We start from the raw sequence: 15,003 nt of genomic DNA on the forward strand, positions 1-15,003 counted from the left end.
TTTCCTTTCTCTTATCTTCAATCAAGACCCAAGCTTACCTTGGTAGTATCGCCCTTCGTTTTCACACGGGACTGGCGCGCATGACTGGCAATATGTTTGAAGCTCAATCTCGACAATATTCAACTAGTTACCTACACCTTGTTTTTGTAGCCCGTATCAGTGAAACCCTTGCGCTTATACCGAGAATCAACCAAGCTCAAATAAAAACGTGGGCGTTTCGCTAAAAGCTCAACACTTTATCAAAGCCCATAAAAGAAGCATGGACTGTTTTTATGACAATATTTACCGCAGCCGCTGGTTTATCTAATCCGCACTTACAAACCTTAGTGCCACGATTTATTAGAAAGCAGGCGTTGTTTGACCCTCAATGGCAAACCTTAGAAACACCCGACGGTGACTTTCTCGATCTTGCTTGGAGCGAATCGCCAGAGGGTGACACCCCAAGTAATGAGGCTCGAAGTAACAAGCCGATATTCGTTCTATTCCATGGCTTAGAGGGAAGCTTTGAAAGCCCTTATGCCAACGGACTGATGAATGCCTTTGCTAAAGATGGCTGGCTATCAGTGATGATGCACTTTAGAGGTTGCAGCGGAAAACCAAATCGCTTGGCTCGCGCTTATCATTCTGGTGAAGTCGAAGATGCGCGCTTTTTCCTAAGACATCTACACGCCCAGTTTCCCAATAACCCTAAGGTAGCGGTTGGTATCTCTTTGGGCGGTAACATGCTGGCGAACTATTTGGCTGAGTACGCGGACGACCCATTGCTGTCGGCGGCGACGATTGTCTCTGCACCTTTTGATCTGGCTTGTTGCTCTAGTCGTATTGAGCGAGGTTTCTCTAAACTCTATAAAAAGTACCTGCTCAACTCTCTCAAATCGAATGCCTTGAAAAAGATTAAGCTGTTGCAAGAAAAGCTCGGTATCACCGCCGAAACCATTAAGAAGATAGACAAGCTGTATGAGTTTGATGAACGGATTACTGCGCCTCTGCACGGGTTCAAGAATGCTCAGGACTACTATGCTCAGTGCTCAGCACTTCCTAAACTTAATAAGATTAAACTACCGACTCAGATCATCCATGCCAAAGATGATCCGTTCATGACGGACGACGTGATTCCAAAGTTCGTACTACCAGACAATATTGATTATCGTCTGTTTCAGAAAGGTGGCCATGTGGGGTTCATTACGGGTAGCACATTCAAACCGAGATTTTGGTTGGAAGAAGCTTTACCTGCCTACTATGAAAGTATCCACGATTCGGCATAATAGCGAGCCTTGGTAAATAACTTAGCTTTGCTCAAAAACTGAGTGTCAACGTCACTAGGCACACTCATTAATACATCAATGAACCTATCCATGAACATAAAAGAGAGAAGTATTTATGATCATCCCATGGCAAGACATCGCACCAGAAACGCTGGAAAACCTCATTAAAGAATTCGTGCTCCGTGAAGGCACAGACTACGGTGACGTAGAGGTTTCACTGCAAAACAAGATTGACCAAGTGAAACATCAATTAGCCTCAAAGGAAGTCAGCATCGTGTTTTCTGAGTTGCATGAAACCGTTGATATCCAAGTCACAAAACGCTTCTAAGCTGCGCTCATAAAGGAGCCGTGTTATAGTGGTAAACGATTGCTAACAAGTAAGTTACTCAAAAGACAAGGGTTGTCATGTCCGCTAAACATCCAATTATTGCGGTGACGGGTTCATCTGGAGCCGGCACCACCACTACCTCAGAAGCCTTCCGCAAAATGTTCAATATGATGGACGTGAAGGCTGCTTGGGTTGAAGGGGATAGTTTCCATCGCTTCACTCGACCAGAGATGGATGTCGAGATCCGTAAGGCGCGCGAGCAAGGTAAGCACATCAGCTACTTTGGCCCACAAGCTAACGATTTTGGCGCATTAGAAGAGTTCTTCCGTCAATACGGAAACGAAGGCACGGGAAAAGTCCGTAGCTACCTACATACCTTCGATGAAGCCGTTCCTTACAACCAAATGCCGGGCACCTTTACGCCATGGCAAGAAATCCCTGAAAATTCAGATGTGATGTTTTACGAAGGCCTTCACGGCGGTGTAGTTGATGGGGACATCAATGTGTCCCAACACGTCGATTTGCTGATCGGCATGGTGCCAATCGTAAACCTTGAGTGGATCCAAAAATTCGTTCGTGACACACGCGATCGTGGACACTCACGCGAAGCGGTAATGGACTCAATTGTTCGCTCAATGGATGATTATCTGAACTACATTACCCCACAATTTTCGCGCACTCATATCAACTTTCAGCGAGTTCCAACCGTAGATACATCAAACCCGCTCAACGCCAAAGGGATACCAAGTTTAGATGAAAGCTTCGTAGTTATACGTTTGCGCGGCATCAAAAACGTCGACTTCCCTTATCTTTTGGCTATGATTGATGGCTCATTTATGTCTCGCCATAACACGCTTGTGGTGCCAGGTGGCAAGATGAGTTTTGCTATGGAGCTCATTGTAAGGCCAATCCTACAACAACTCATCGAAACCGGAAAAATAGGTTAACAGACCGCCATTCTGGTTGATTACTTTTCATACCGTGATCATGTGCACAATTTTGCGTAAAAAATCGTAGCTTGGTCACGATTAAAATCAAGAAATAGTACCTGAAAAAGGATACTATTCTTAAACGAAACACAAGATAGCTTGCAGCACTCAACAAGTGCACTTACCCTACAAGTCAATTCAGGCTTAGCTACAATACGGAAAGCGGCAAGCATACCCTGCAGAGGAAGTAAGATATTATGGTTCTAGGTAAACCCCAAACCGATCCAACATTAGAGTGGTTCCTTTCACACTGTCATATTCATAAGTACCCATCAAAAAGTACTTTGATTCATGCTGGTGAAAAGGCAGAAACCTTGTACTACATCGTTAAAGGTTCTGTGGCAGTTCTTATCAAAGACGAAGAAGGTAAGGAAATGATTCTTTCTTACCTAAACCAAGGTGACTTCATTGGTGAACTTGGCCTCTTCGAAGAAGACCAAGAGCGTACTGCATGGGTTCGTGCAAAATCTCCTTGTGAAGTAGCTGAAATTTCTTTCAAGAAATTCCGTCAACTTATCCAGGTGAACCCAGATATCCTTATGCGTCTTTCAGCGCAAATGGCAAACCGTCTACAAGTGACTAGCCAAAAGGTTGGTGACTTAGCGTTCCTTGACGTAACAGGTCGTATCGCTCAAACGCTACTAAACCTAGCGAAACAGCCAGATGCAATGACTCACCCTGACGGCATGCAAATCAAGATCACTCGTCAAGAGATTGGCCAAATTGTTGGTTGTTCTCGTGAAACAGTAGGTCGTATCTTGAAGATGCTTGAAGAGCAGAACTTAATTTCTGCACACGGTAAAACTATCGTGGTATACGGCACTCGTTAATCTCGATTAACTGAGCCAAAAATTAGAAAGCCACCAAATGCAAATTTGGTGGCTTTTTTGTTTTCTAAAGATCAGATTCGGGAATCGATATTAGAGATAGGAGTTCGCTCTTCTAAACACTCTCGAAGCGAAGCGTACCCGCATCTCTAGGGCAAAGCCCGTGCTCGTATCTTTCTTTAACCGTTGGTACTTTCAAAAATTTTGTCAGCCGATGCCGCAACAAATCCTGTATAAAGCTCACCATTCGCCATCACATAACGCTTAGCAAACTCGTAGAAGCCACCAGGAATCACCTCATTGCCTTCAACAAATGAAACTGGGACTTTGTCTGCCATTGTTGATGATTGCTCTAATAAGACCTCTGGAGAGCCCTTAACCTGGCCACCAGATGCATTGATAATGAAACCTGATCCGCTCAGGTAATCATTTACAGCCTGAACTTCATCAAAAGCATCGAGTTGATTAACGCTCACTGTAAAGTGGTTAGCACCGTATCCATGAGCCGCTAACCAAGAAGCGTATTCGCTCTCTTTTGCAAGCACTTGGAAATCTGCGAAGCTCAAGTCCCAAAGGCGACCACCAAACAAGAATTCATGACTTTGAAGCTTGCTTGCGTCGACTTGCTCAACCAATTTAGCCACGATCTGTTGTAAGTCACTTGAACATTCTTCGACCTTCAACTCACTAATGAACACTTTAGGTTGGTTTAGGTCTGGGTGCTCATAGTGCTTAGCCACTAGTTTCTTGCTTTCAAACAAGTAATCGCCACACGCTTTATAACCTAGCTCAAGAAAAGGCTTGGCCAGTGTTTCAATGCCCAGCGGTGCAACATTGAAAGTACGCAGTGCAATATGATCATTAATCAGGGCTTCGTCTTCTTTCAGCAGATGATGAACTTTCTCAGCCGATGGGCAAAGCCTGTGAATGTAATCATCCCATAGTGATTTAAAGAGTAGATCGGGCGTCATGGTGACTCCTTGTCAGAGGTTCTAGCAAGCTAGTAATTTGGATTAGAGAGGGAGAGGCTGGACACAGAGTCAGCAGCCATCAGCCTGTGACATACTTGTTCTATTATTATCTACCGCCCAATCTAGGTGTCGGACGTGATGGAAAAAGGAAGCGATAACACCGCTTCCTCATTACACAATTAACGAATGAATCTGTTATTCATGAACCTAGAATTCATAAGCTTATGATTCATGAACTTATAGCTTAAGCGCTTAAACTAAAGCTCAATACCCGGGCTAAATGTCGCTGGTAGTTGAGTTTCACCACCTTCCATTGATGCCATAGGATAAGCACAGTAGTCGGCTGCATAGTACGCACTTGGGCGCAGGTTGCCTGAAGCACCCGGACCACCAAATGGTGCATCACCACTTGCGCCTGTTAGCTGGCGGTTACGGTTAACAATACCCGCACGGATATGGTCAACGAAGTATTCCCATTCAGAATCGTCTGTTGAAACTAGGCCTGCAGACAAACCAAAGCGCGTGTCATTAGCCAATTCAACCGCTTGCTCTAGCGATTGGTAACGAACTACTTGTAGCAATGGACCGAAGTACTCTTCATCTGGTAATTCAGCAATGTTGGTTGCATCAATAATACCCGGAGAAACAAACGCCGCTTCACCCGCCTTAGCTTCTACTAGGCTTACACCGCCTAACGATTGCAGATTAGCTTGCGCGTCCAGAATGAACTTAGCTGCAGCTTCAGAAATTTGTGGCCCCATGAAGGGTGCTGGCTCAGCGAATGGCTGATCGACACGAATCTTCAAGGTCGCAGCAACGAGCTTATCCAGCAGTTGATCGCCCTTCTCTCCAACAGGCACATACAAGCGACGTGCACACGTGCAACGTTGACCCGCACTAATGAAAGCCGATTGAATAATGGTATAAACCGTTGCGTCAGCATCACCAAATTGGTCACTGATCACCATTGGATTGTTACCGCCCATCTCTAGCGCCAGCATTTTCCCCGGTTGACCCGCGAATTGACGGTGAAGAATATGACCAGTATTAGCACTGCCTGTAAATAGCACACCATCAAGACCTTTAGCATCAGCCAATGCGATGCCGGTCTCTTTAGCGCCTTGCACTAGGTTAATCACGCCAGCAGGAAGGCCAGCTTCTTGCCATAGTTTCATCGCAAATTCACCTGTCCAAGGTGTTTGCTCTGACGGCTTAAATACCACGGTATTACCCGATAGCAATGCTGGAACAATATGACCGTTAGGTAGGTGACCTGGGAAGTTGTAAGGACCAAATACCGCCATTACGCCTAATGGACGATGACGCAGTACGATTTGGTTGCCTGCCGCTTCACGTGAAGCCTCACCAGTACGCTCATGATAAGCACGAATAGAGATAGCGATTTTACCTGCCATCGCACCCGCTTCAGTACGAGTTTCCCAAATCGGCTTACCCGTCTCTTTCGCGATGATTTGTGCGATTTCTTCGCTGTTTTCTTTTACTTTCTCAGCAAAATTCAACACGATCGCTTCACGCTCTGCAAAGCTCATCTTTTTCCAAACTAGAAAAGCTTCACGTGCCGCTGATACTGCAGATTCAACCTGTGCTGGAGTTGCACTATCACCTTGCCACACTACTTCATTATTGTATGGGCTTACCGATGTCATGGCGTCACCTTGACCTGCCACCCACTGTCCTGCTATCCACTGAGTCATACTTCTATCCTTAAAATCTTCGACAGATAATCGCCGCTCTTATTGAGCCAACATGCGAACAAATTCGCCTTCTTTTACTTCAAGAGCGCTTGCTACTTCAGATGATAAAATCACTGTGTCGCTTGCTTGGTCATACGCACCTTTCGCAGCTACTGCGCGGAAGTTCTCAAACGAGGTATTACCAATTAGGAAGTCTTTAGAGCTAGAGTGCTCTGCAATTTTCACTTGAGCACGAATCGCATTACGCACCGATTCGATATTTCTTAAATCACACTCAACCGTTGGGCCTGCATCAAAGATGTCGACATAACCGCGGTTAGTGAAACCCTCACGTTCAAGCAGCTTGAGTGCAGGGCGCGTATTGTCATGTACCTCTCCAATCACCGCCTGAGCTTCTTTGCTTAGTAGGTTCACGTAGATAGGTAACTTCGGCATCAGATCAGCAATGAAGCCTTTCTTACCAATACCGGTTAGGTAATCGGCGAGCGTGAAATCAATCGAGAAAAAGTGCTCTTGCAACCATTGCCAGAAAGGAGAGTTACCTTCTGCATCTGATACGCCACGCATCTCAGCAAAAATGGTTTTTGAGAAACGCTCTGGGTGCTCTGCCATGATCAAAAATCGGCACTTCGACATCAAACGACCATTCAAACCACCACGGAAATCAGGGCGCAAGAATAGCGTGCAGATCTCACTGCAACCTGTGTAGTTATTGCCGAAAGTTAGTAGCTTAACAACGTTATTCACGCCTAGCTTTTGTGATGAATGGACAACTTTGCTGATGTGATAAGAATAAAACGGTACATCCCAGCCAATCGAAGCTTCGATGCCGGTCGTACCTGCCACATCTCCAGTTTCGCTATCGCAGCCAACCATCAAGTAACCTTCGTCACCAGGTTCGGTCACGTCTTGTTTAGCGAAGCTATATTCAGAGTGAGTAATTCGGTTGGTTAACAGTTCTTCGTTAACCGGAAGAGATGTAAATCCGTGTCCTGACTCAACGGCGCAGGTATGCAGCGCATCGTAATCAGATAGTTTAATTGGGCGAACAACTAGCATCAATATTCCCTCCAGATGCAAAATAGGCCCAAAACCAGAAGCTTGGGCCTTTAGCAGAACGTCATAGGAGTCGCTCTAATGGCGAACATTCCTATAACGCCGCTCAGGCTAAACTAGCGTAGCGATTGCTTTGTCTAGTTTTGATAAGCCTTCTTCAATTTCTTGTGTGGTGATAACCAGTGATGGCGTAAAGCGAACCACGTTTGCACCCGCAACCAATATCATCAGGCCTTGTTCGCCTGCTGCTACTAATACGTCACGTGCACGTCCTTGCCACTCATCATTCAGCGCAGCGCCTAACAATAGGCCTTTACCGCGAACTTCACTGAATATTTGGTATTTGTCGTTAATCTTAGCTAGCCCTTCACGGAACATTGCTTCACGCGCTTTCACGCCTGCCAAAGTTTCAGGTTGGCTAACGACATCAACAACCGCTTCAGCAACAGCACACGCCAGTGGGTTACCACCGTAAGTAGAGCCGTGCGTACCGACTTTAAGGTGCGTAGCGAGTTCTGTAGTCGTTAACATTGCGCCGATAGGGAAACCACCACCTAGTGATTTCGCAGTGCTTAGGATGTCTGGTGTAACACCTAAGCCTTGGTATGCGTAAAAGTTACCAGTACGGCCATTACCTGTTTGCACTTCATCAAAGATAAGCAGCGCATTGTGTTTGTCACACAGCTCACGAACTGTGTTCACGAACTCAGATGTTGGAGAGATGATACCGCCCTCGCCTTGCAGAGGTTCCATCATGATTGCACAAGTGCGATCAGAGATGTGCGCTTCTAGCGCTGCAATATCATTGTAAGGCAGGTGCGTAACATCGCCTGGTTTAGGACCGAAACCATCAGAGTAAGCTTCTTGACCACCAACGGTTACTGTAAAGAAAGTACGACCGTGGAAACCTTGTTTGAATGCAATGATTTCAGATTTCTCAGGACCGTGAACGTCAGCAGCCCAACGACGAGCTAACTTCAACGCAGCTTCATTCGCTTCAGCGCCAGAGTTAGCGAAGAATACTTTTTCTGCAAAACATACGTCTGTTAGCTTTTTAGCTAAGCGTAATGCAGGTTCATTGGTCATTACGTTACTTAAGTGCCAAAGCTTATTTGCTTGCTCAGTAACGGCATTCACCATTGCTGGGTGACAGTGACCCAAACAGCTCACAGCGATACCACCAGCAAAGTCGATATATTCTCGGCCTTGTTGGTCCCAAACGCGTGCGCCCTCCCCTTTTACCGGGATCATTTCCATTGGGTTATAACAAGGCACCATCACCTCATTAAAAAGACTACGTTCTACATTATTTTCCACTGTCATCGTACATTCCTTCTCGATACCGCAAGCTTCGCAAATAAGCGTAATGGTTCATAAGTGAGACAAAGATATTTTGTCCCGCCATAATCCCGCTGCAGCATTATATTTACATTTAATTAACCTTTTCAATAGTAGATTATTCTTTAACCATCACTCACTACCAGCTAAACATCACTACCTATGACTATTTATGCATCAATTGATCTGTTTTATGAAGCTTTTTTTACCTAAACGCATGACAGGCAACAGCAAAGCCTTACTGGCACTGCGGTATATTGGGTTCGAGAGGAAATAAGGCGAATAATATTGCATAGACTAAAAACTTAGCCTGAAGAGGGAGAAATGTTATAAAAGGTGATCAGCGTCAGAGGGATAGAGACGCGTAGTGCCCCGAATTTAAACGCTTAACAAGTAAGTTGATACGTTTAACTGGCTTACTAACACGGATAAAGAGTCGAATTAAAACACTCAACGTGCCAAGAAGTTAGCGAGAAGCTGATGTCCTTGCTCTGTTTTAATCGATTCCGGGTGAAACTGCACCGCATCAATCGGCAAGGTTTTGTGTTGATAACCCATGATTTCATCCATGCTGCCATCTTCAAATTCCGTCCAAGACGTCAATTCAAAGCAATCCGGTAGCGTGCCATTTTTCACGACTAAAGAGTGGTAACGCGTTACGGTCAGAGGATTATTAAGCCCTTGAAAAACGCTTTTGCCGTTGTGACGTATAGGCGAAGTTTTACCATGCATCACTTGTCTAGCCCTTACCACTTCACCACCAAAAACTTGGGCAATGGCTTGATGACCCAGACACACCCCCAAAATAGGCAGTTTACCAACGAAGTGTTCAATCACCTGTAGAGAGATTCCCGCATCATCAGGCGTGCAAGGGCCCGGCGAGATAACAAGATGGCTAGGATTTAGTGATTCAATACCTTCGATATCAATCTCATCGTTGCGTACAACTTTCACAGTCACCCCTAACTCACAGAAGTACTGATACAAGTTATAAGTAAAAGAGTCGTAGTTATCGATGATAAGTAACATGGGTCGAAATCGTTTGCTAAATACTAAGTGATTGGGAGATATAGGGGCGGTATTGTGCAATACCCATGACGAAAGGCAAGTGGAAACTGCATTTCGCCAACAATTAAGGCCAACCTAAGTTGACCTTAATTGTTTACAGATAGTATGAAGTTATCTGAATTGGCTCGCTTATAAAGCTTATAACGAACCTACTTGCGACGACGCCACATTGCTAAACCAAACAATGACATCAGTGCACCAAAGCCAAATGAACCGCCAACATTAACCTCTGGTTCGGTAGGAATGGTGGGAGTAGTGTCTGACTTCTCAACAGTAACTTCGCGCTCAGAGCTGAACTTAACCGTTTCACCAGTAGAGTCAGTCAATTTTTCTTGCAGTAGGTACTGCCCTTGCTCTAATTCTTCGTTAAATTCAACATTAACACTTCGAGCATCAATATCAGCCTGGTCCAAAGTCACACTAGCAGAGTAACCTTGAGCTTCAGAGTTGGATGAGGCAGCTTGAATTGCCCCAGTTAGAGTTAAGCTGACCGTCACAATATCATTCACGGCTGCATTTGGTGGCAGACGAACTTCAACTGCGAACTTCTCACCCGAGCTAGGCAAATCAAGATCGGTGTTAGGGAAGTCTATAGCAATGATCACTGGATCATGGTCCGACGCTGAGAATGCATCTTTGTACTTCGGCATATCACCAGTGTACTTGCTGCTATATTCGAACAAGTTACTTTCTAGCGAGTTAATGTGCCAATCTTCAATAGCAACCACTTTTTGAGCCAAACTACTGCTCGCCAGTGCATGATCCAAGTTACCTAACTCACCAGAATAAGTGTATGAAAAAGTATCAGCTCCGTGCAGTACCGTATTCAAATTGTGGTAACCGTAACCCTGTTGGATTTGCGTTTTTTCTACCTGAAGCTCGCCACCATTTAATGTTGTGTAAGACGCAGTGTATATATCACGCTCGTATTTCTCTTTTGAGTAGTCAGTTAAAGTTAATAAAGGATCTTCCATACCGTAAGCATTCAGATCACCCATTACCAACATATCACCTTGAATATCTTTCAACGCTTCACCAACAACATGAGCAGCCGAAACACGGAAGTTATTACAATTTCCTTGAAGGTCAGTTGGCTCTGAATCTTCAACACCTGCGATCCACTCTTCAATACACTCAGAACCTTTCGATTTAAAGTGGTTAACTACAATCGAAAGGTCTTCACCCGTCTCTTGCACAGTAAAGGTTTGCAACAAACTATGACGTTGATATTTATCGTATGAAGGGTTATTTTCAGCACCTTCATTACGAGTTATTGTGTTCTCCTCAATGTGTTGCTCAGGAGTCACAATAACTTTAGCTGCTTGCTTTGGCGTCACGCTCTTGGCACGGTACAAGATAGCAACCATGATGGCATCGCTACCAAAGTACTCATCTTGATATCTATCTTGATCAGAAATCTCAACATAAGTGTAATGCTCATCGACGTCATCAATCTCAGCATTCAATGCATTAACTAGGTTATTCAATGCACTATCGTCACCAAAACCGTTGTTCTCTATTTCCATCAAACCAATGATATCTGCATCCATTTTGCTCATCGCTGCAACGATTTTTGCTTGCTGAATTAAGAATTCATCAAGGTTTGTAGCTCCTCTATTCTGCCCAGTTGGATTGTCATGACCACTGTCAGCAATAGACGTAAAATAGTTCAGAACATTAAAACTTGCTACACGTAGATCAGACTCAGCAATCGAGGGAGCAGCTTTTCGAGCTACGTCGAAATTATCACCGGATGTCACAAAGTTTGTGTTATTTACCTCATTTGTGGCGATCAAACGATATTCGTTGTAACTGTAACTGACCACACCATGTAGACCCTCAACACGAGAACCAAGGCGAATATGTTGCTCAGAAGAACCATCTTGATCAGCATCTTGGCCAAATTCTGGGTAATAAGGGATTTGACCGTTAGCCGCTTTGCCATCGGATTCTAAGAACACACGATTGCTAGCATTCTCTTTTGCTCGCTCAGTCGCACCTTCACTTTCCGCCGCATGCAGTTGAGTTGGTTTAAGTAAAGGCGCTTGATATGACAGCATCATATTATTGCGCTTTGAATCATAATCGTAAGAAAAGTTACGTGTAACAAACAAATCACTTGTTGAACTCAATTCAACTTGCATTCCTTCGTGGCGCTCCAGAGCATCACGTAGTGTTTCCCCTTCCTCAATATTAAGTTTTGTAACAAGAGGAATTTCAGATGATCCCGTCTTGGTGTAGCTATTTGCATCAGAGGAAAGCTGAGTACTACTATAATATTCTTGGACTTTACCTTTCACACACACAACATCGCCCGGCCTCAAGTCTGTATCTGCGGCATCGGTATGAATAAATAAGCCTTCGGAAGTCTTATCATTATTATCGTTCTCAATAGCCTGCAGATAGAAACCTTTTGTTAAACCAGTGGTTACGGCACTGACAACACCAGTCACAAAGTGATCTTCTTCTGTAATGTACGGGTAACCATCAATGAGTGGAGAGGAGCCTTCTTCACCCTGAATATCTTGAATGGTTGTGAAGGTGGGTTGTTGTCCATCGACTTCACAAACAAACGGAACTGGTGGTTCAACGGTGTTTAAATCTCCAAGACCATCAATATTATCTTTCGCGAATGCTGTCCATTGTGCAGCTTGGTAAGTCGCAGAAGGCGTTAAGGCATCACTATTGCGAACTAAAGTGGTATCTTTACCAAAATCAACACCCCCCATAACACCGAGAATGTCGTGTACTTCGCCATCTTTAAGCAATGCTAATGGGTCATCGCCATTGAAATTAGCAACGCTCTTGTCTGTAAAATTAGCAATAGCTGTAATCGCATCATTCGAGTCACCATGGGCAACAACATATACTTGGTTCGCTTGCAAAGTCACTTGGCTTAGGTCTGTTTTACTGCCCCAACTACCATCGCCATTGGAAGATTTAGCCAATTCATAACCTGTCAAGGTTACTGCTGCATCACCAGTATTCGCGATTTCTACCGCTTTATTATATGAGCTACCTTCAACATACTGGGAAAGAATAATTTCAGCACTAGCATTGGCACTGAGCGCGCTAGCAATTGTCAGTGCAAGTAAAGAGGGTTTGATTAACGTGTCCATTGTCGTACCTGATATTTATTTGAATACAAACTAAGCCCTAAGCAGGAGCCCACCATTTGTGCTTACTATCAGGTTTATTTATGAAACAAATAAGAAAGAACAACAAAAGCCGTGAAATCAATCACATGTGAATGTTAGAAATTATGCCAGAGCTGCTCATTTAAACAATTTTTGTAACAAATATGTCAATTAACCAAATCAAAGCCAATAATTAGAGTCATTACTCGGCTTTATGTTTCTCATTATGTTATGTGGATTGAGCTATAGAATAAGCGATACAATCAATTACCGTAGTTGAAGTCAAACTCTACTCTTCACCTTGAAAGAACACGTGAATCTTACGTAGGCACTCATCTATTGATATCTCCTCAACAATAGACATAAAAAAAGCCCCACCAATAGTGGAGCTCTAAAATCTAACTATCGTCGAAGTAGGGGCTACGGGCGAGTAACAAAACCTACCGCTTCGTATGCTTTTTTCAGCGTTACGGCAGCGCGCTCAGAGGCTTTTTCAGCACCCGCTTTCATTACTGCATCCATGTAAGCACGGTCAGCACGGATACGGTGATATTCAGCTTGAATTGGTTCAAGCATCTCAACCAATGCTGCGCCTACATCTTTCTTAAACGGACCGTACATTTCAACGCCTTGGTATTGCGCTTCAATCTCTTCAAACGTTTTACCCGTCGCCGCAGAGTACAGACCCATTAGGTTAGAGATACCCGCTTTGTTTTCCCAATCGTGAGCAATACGTGGTGGCGTTTCTGCATCTGTCTGAGCTTTGTTGATCTTCTTGATGATCGACTTAGGCTCTTCTAGCAGAGTAATTACGTTCTTACGGTTGTCATCCGACTTAGACATCTTCTTAGTCGCATCTTGCAGGCTCATTACACGTGCATTCACTGTTGGAATGTAAGGTTCTGGCACTTGGAAGATTGGCGTTTCAGGGCCGTAGATGTTGTTAAAGCGATTTGCGATATCACGCGCTAGTTCGAGGTGTTGTTTCTGGTCGCTACCTACTGGCACTTGGTGAGCACCGTAAAGCAGGATGTCTGCGGCCATCAACACTGGGTAGTCGTATAGGCCTACGTTTACGTCATTTGAGTGACGTGCAGACTTATCTTTAAACTGAGTCATACGGCTCAGTTCACCCATTTGTGTGTAACAGTTAAGAAGCCAACCAAGTTGAGCATGCTCTGGTACGTGTGACTGAACAAATAGCGTGCTCTTCTTTGGGTCAACACCGACAGCAAGACAGATTGCTAATGCGTCTAGAGTCGCTTCATGCAGTGCTTTCGGGTCTTGACGAACCGTAATTGCGTGAAGGTCTACAACACAGTATTGGCAATCGTAGTCATCTTGCATCTGTTGCCATTGACGTAGAGCACCCAAGTAGTTACCGATACTTAGTTCACCAGATGGTTGAACACCACTCAATACGATGGGCTTGCTCATGGTTTTAATTCCTTTGCTTGTTGCTTAGCTTTTTAACTTAGTTTCTTAACTTCGCGTCTTAGCCTAGCTTCTTAACTTAAATATAGAAAAGCCGCACAGCTCTTTCTGTACGGCTCATCCAGTGTACTCATTGATAAGTATTTTGCTAGTAGGTTAACTAACTTTTGTCCGCTTTATGCTGAAACTAAAACGACATCTAGTAATTGCGCAATGTTGTCTGCGACATAGTCAGGGTTTGATACTGAAATTGGCTCGCCGTGGTTGTAACCGTAAGTCAAACCAAACGAGTGACAACCTGCATTTTTAGCGGCTTTGATGTCGTTGCTTGAATCGCCAACCATCAGCATCTCTTCAGCCTTCACATTGTGCTTTTCCAGCAACCAATTCAGTGCCACTGGGTTCGGTTTTTTCTCTGGGAAAGAGTCACCGCCCAACACATCAACAAAATACTTATCGATACCGTGTTGCGCGAGAACATCTGGCACAAACTTCGATGGCTTGTTAGTGACAAGCGCCATGGTGAAGCCCGCTTTATCTAACTCAGCTAACGTCTCTTTAACCGATGGATAAAGGTGACTCAGCTTATGGCCACCCTGTTCGTAGAAATCATCAAACAGGGTGCGCGCTTTCTTTAGCAATTCAGGCTCAAGGCTTGGATCAACCGTAAGATTACGGCTCAATGAACGTCCGATAAGAACATCAGCACCATTACCAACATAGTCGCGAACTTGTTCTTCGCTAACTGAAGCGAAACCCAGCTCCTGACATGCTTGGTCAGCAGCGACAGCCAAATCAGGTACGCTATCTAACAAGGTTCCATCCAAATCAAAGGCAATCAGTTTTATTGAGCTTAATGACATCTTACTTTCCTA

Annotated in this window: 12 protein-coding genes; 4 read left to right on the forward strand and 8 right to left on the reverse strand. The window is 44.4% G+C overall.

The genetic code is table 11. From position 1 onward, the window contains the following. Window positions 1–272: 272 nt before the first annotated feature. From AACW75_RS25940 to crp, 4 genes are all read left to right on the forward strand, one after another. Window positions 273–1,265: a hydrolase gene (locus tag AACW75_RS25940; protein WP_145569993.1), complete on the forward strand. Its 993-nt coding sequence runs from the start codon at window positions 273–275 to the stop codon at window positions 1,263–1,265. 115 nt (window positions 1,266–1,380) lie between these two features. Then, on the forward strand, window positions 1,381–1,593 hold the full coding sequence (locus AACW75_RS25945) for a YheU family protein (protein WP_004729649.1): 213 nt from the start codon (window positions 1,381–1,383) through the stop codon (window positions 1,591–1,593). A gap of 77 nt (window positions 1,594–1,670) precedes the next feature. Continuing rightward, window positions 1,671–2,540 carry a phosphoribulokinase gene (locus AACW75_RS25950; RefSeq protein ID WP_004729650.1) on the forward strand — a complete coding sequence of 290 codons (870 nt, stop codon included), beginning with the start codon at window positions 1,671–1,673 and terminating at the stop codon, window positions 2,538–2,540. A 239-nt stretch (window positions 2,541–2,779) separates the two neighbouring features. Continuing rightward, window positions 2,780–3,412 (forward strand): cAMP-activated global transcriptional regulator CRP, encoded by a 633-nt coding sequence (gene crp, locus AACW75_RS25955; RefSeq protein WP_004729651.1) that lies wholly within the window; start codon window positions 2,780–2,782, stop codon window positions 3,410–3,412. Between the two features lie 176 nt (window positions 3,413–3,588). Here the strand turns inward: crp and AACW75_RS25960 are convergent, their stop codons facing one another. The 8 genes from AACW75_RS25960 to AACW75_RS25995 form a co-directional block, all read right to left on the reverse strand. Next, on the reverse strand, window positions 3,589–4,380 hold the full coding sequence (locus AACW75_RS25960; protein WP_145569995.1) for a DUF1338 domain-containing protein: 792 nt from the start codon (window positions 4,378–4,380) through the stop codon (window positions 3,589–3,591). Between the two features lie 257 nt (window positions 4,381–4,637). Beyond that, window positions 4,638–6,095, reverse strand: a complete 1,458-nt coding sequence (gene astD / locus AACW75_RS25965) for a succinylglutamate-semialdehyde dehydrogenase (protein ID WP_017073693.1) — start codon at window positions 6,093–6,095, stop codon at window positions 4,638–4,640. 39 nt (window positions 6,096–6,134) lie between these two features. Next, a complete protein-coding gene (gene astA / locus AACW75_RS25970) occupies window positions 6,135–7,154 on the reverse strand; it encodes an arginine N-succinyltransferase (protein ID WP_029224872.1) in 1,020 nt (339 codons plus the stop codon). Window positions 7,155–7,262: 108 nt separating this feature from the next. Beyond that, a complete protein-coding gene (locus tag AACW75_RS25975) occupies window positions 7,263–8,474 on the reverse strand; it encodes an aspartate aminotransferase family protein (protein ID WP_017073695.1) in 1,212 nt (403 codons plus the stop codon). Window positions 8,475–8,939: 465 nt separating this feature from the next. Further along, window positions 8,940–9,518, reverse strand: a complete 579-nt coding sequence (locus tag AACW75_RS25980; protein WP_029224873.1) for an aminodeoxychorismate/anthranilate synthase component II — start codon at window positions 9,516–9,518, stop codon at window positions 8,940–8,942. A gap of 188 nt (window positions 9,519–9,706) precedes the next feature. Beyond that, the gene (locus AACW75_RS25985) at window positions 9,707–12,676 is read right to left on the reverse strand and encodes an ExeM/NucH family extracellular endonuclease (RefSeq protein WP_145569997.1); all 2,970 of its coding nucleotides are present in this window, start codon (window positions 12,674–12,676) and stop codon (window positions 9,707–9,709) included. 438 nt (window positions 12,677–13,114) lie between these two features. Beyond that, window positions 13,115–14,131 (reverse strand): tryptophan--tRNA ligase, encoded by a 1,017-nt coding sequence (trpS, locus tag AACW75_RS25990; protein ID WP_004729658.1) that lies wholly within the window; start codon window positions 14,129–14,131, stop codon window positions 13,115–13,117. Window positions 14,132–14,304: 173 nt separating this feature from the next. Then, window positions 14,305–14,991 carry a phosphoglycolate phosphatase gene (locus tag AACW75_RS25995; protein ID WP_145569999.1) on the reverse strand — a complete coding sequence of 229 codons (687 nt, stop codon included), beginning with the start codon at window positions 14,989–14,991 and terminating at the stop codon, window positions 14,305–14,307. Window positions 14,992–15,003 lie beyond the last annotated feature (12 nt).

Origin of the sequence: Vibrio sp. L3-7 (assembly GCF_963898195.1) — a bacterium.
Lineage (GTDB): Bacteria > Pseudomonadota > Gammaproteobacteria > Enterobacterales > Vibrionaceae > Vibrio > Vibrio echinoideorum.

What these genes read in the sequence shown, in the direction of transcription:
- AACW75_RS25940 (WP_145569993.1), top strand. Translation starts at nt 273, where the DNA reads ATGACAATATTTACCGCAGCCGCTGGTTTATCTAATCCGCACTTACAA.
- AACW75_RS25985 (WP_145569997.1), bottom strand. Translation starts at nt 12,676, where the DNA reads ATGGACACGTTAATCAAACCCTCTTTACTTGCACTGACAATTGCTAGC.
- AACW75_RS25980 (WP_029224873.1), bottom strand. Translation starts at nt 9,518, where the DNA reads ATGTTACTTATCATCGATAACTACGACTCTTTTACTTATAACTTGTAT.
- trpS (WP_004729658.1), bottom strand. Translation starts at nt 14,131, where the DNA reads ATGAGCAAGCCCATCGTATTGAGTGGTGTTCAACCATCTGGTGAACTA.
- AACW75_RS25975 (WP_017073695.1), bottom strand. Translation starts at nt 8,474, where the DNA reads ATGACAGTGGAAAATAATGTAGAACGTAGTCTTTTTAATGAGGTGATG.
- AACW75_RS25995 (WP_145569999.1), bottom strand. Translation starts at nt 14,991, where the DNA reads ATGTCATTAAGCTCAATAAAACTGATTGCCTTTGATTTGGATGGAACC.
- astD (WP_017073693.1), bottom strand. Translation starts at nt 6,095, where the DNA reads ATGACTCAGTGGATAGCAGGACAGTGGGTGGCAGGTCAAGGTGACGCC.
- AACW75_RS25960 (WP_145569995.1), bottom strand. Translation starts at nt 4,380, where the DNA reads ATGACGCCCGATCTACTCTTTAAATCACTATGGGATGATTACATTCAC.
- astA (WP_029224872.1), bottom strand. Translation starts at nt 7,154, where the DNA reads ATGCTAGTTGTTCGCCCAATTAAACTATCTGATTACGATGCGCTGCAT.
- AACW75_RS25945 (WP_004729649.1), top strand. Translation starts at nt 1,381, where the DNA reads ATGATCATCCCATGGCAAGACATCGCACCAGAAACGCTGGAAAACCTC.
- crp (WP_004729651.1), top strand. Translation starts at nt 2,780, where the DNA reads ATGGTTCTAGGTAAACCCCAAACCGATCCAACATTAGAGTGGTTCCTT.
- AACW75_RS25950 (WP_004729650.1), top strand. Translation starts at nt 1,671, where the DNA reads ATGTCCGCTAAACATCCAATTATTGCGGTGACGGGTTCATCTGGAGCC.